The sequence below is a fragment of the Clostridium fessum genome (genome assembly GCF_027698965.1).
GTDB lineage: Bacteria > Bacillota > Clostridia > Lachnospirales > Lachnospiraceae > Otoolea > Otoolea fessa.
The window spans coordinates 381-1,691 of record NZ_JAQEQF010000018.1; the positions used below are offsets into that span (position 1 = coordinate 381).

Annotated in this window: 1 protein-coding gene; it reads right to left on the bottom strand. The window is 38.2% G+C overall.

The features are described 5' to 3' along the window. Positions 1-1,019, bottom strand: a 1,019-nt coding sequence (locus PG862_RS14295) for an IS110 family RNA-guided transposase (RefSeq protein WP_270707860.1), incomplete at its 3' end; no start/stop codon positions are given. Positions 1,020-1,311: the final 292 nt, after the last annotated feature.

Sequence of the window (1,311 nt, forward strand, 5' to 3'; positions counted from 1 at the left end):
TTTCTTAAATTTGAAGACCCACGTTTGGATGTTGGAACACTTTTTTGTGCATAGGAGCCAGACTCGTTTACGCCAGGATCTACCCCGGCGAAAGCAGTAAGGGCTCCTTTATGTGTAAATCTGGTTATATCACCGATCTCAGCCATAAGCTGTGGACCAAGAGATGGACCAATCCCTTTAAACTGCATAACAATCGGGTACTCTGGAAGTTTTGAGGCGGTTTCATTCATGAGAATGCGTATTGTTTCGACGGTAGCGGAAGTGCTGTTAAGCTGAGCGATAGCTTGTCTAATGATGCGTTTGGTTATTTCGTTTTTAGGAAATACCGGGACAAGTTCCGTTGCCTTGGTATAAATTTCTTCGGCTTTTGATTTATTGAAGATATATTTTTTTTGCTTGCACCAGTTTTGATAGTGTTTAACAAAAGAATTTAGAGACATTTTACGAACGCAATCTACATGCCAATACGTATAGACAAAATCAACCCATTTTTGGGAGCCATCACTGCGGGGTGGACTATTAAAATAAGTATTTGCATTTGAGTATGTCTGGTCAATGAGATTAATAAGATTATTTTTCATAGCCGTTTTTTGTTTCACATAGAAATGAAACTGACGATTCATGGCCTTTAGTTGTGTGCGCAATTCATCCACAATACTATATGGTTTAAGATTTTGCCATTTGTCAAGAGCATAGCGGGCGATCTTGATGGAATCAGCTTTGTCAGATTTAACTTTGCGAAGAGAGTCATTATTAAAGTTTTTGACTAGCTTAGGATTAACAGCACTGACAAACAGACCAGCTGCTGAAAATTGCTGAGCAAGTACTTCGTAATAGTGTCCGGTGTGCTCCATTACAATTCGTGATTCACCTTCGATAGAGTGAATAAGTTTAATTAGTGAAAGGATATCACTGGATGTGTGCTTGATCTCAAAAGGAGAGGATACAATCTCACCAAATGGTCTTAGAATTGTAACCATGCTTTTACCTTTTGAAACATCAATACCTACTGCGTTCATAAATTTGTCACTCCTTAAAAATATTATAATGGATAAATACCAGATTTACTCATTACCTGCTCAAACTACTGTGTGTGACACGAATGCACTTAATGTGATTCAACCTGCATAAAACGAACACTGTGAATGAGGAGCTGGTTATCAGTCTAAAGTACGGACGCTAAGTCCTAGTGATGAAGTCGATATACCATTGCATCCTACATTCTAACAGTTTAAGTAATGAGATGGATAAATCCTTACTGGATGTAAGGGGATTACCCATAAGTATATTGTAGTAGTGATGAGTTAGGTG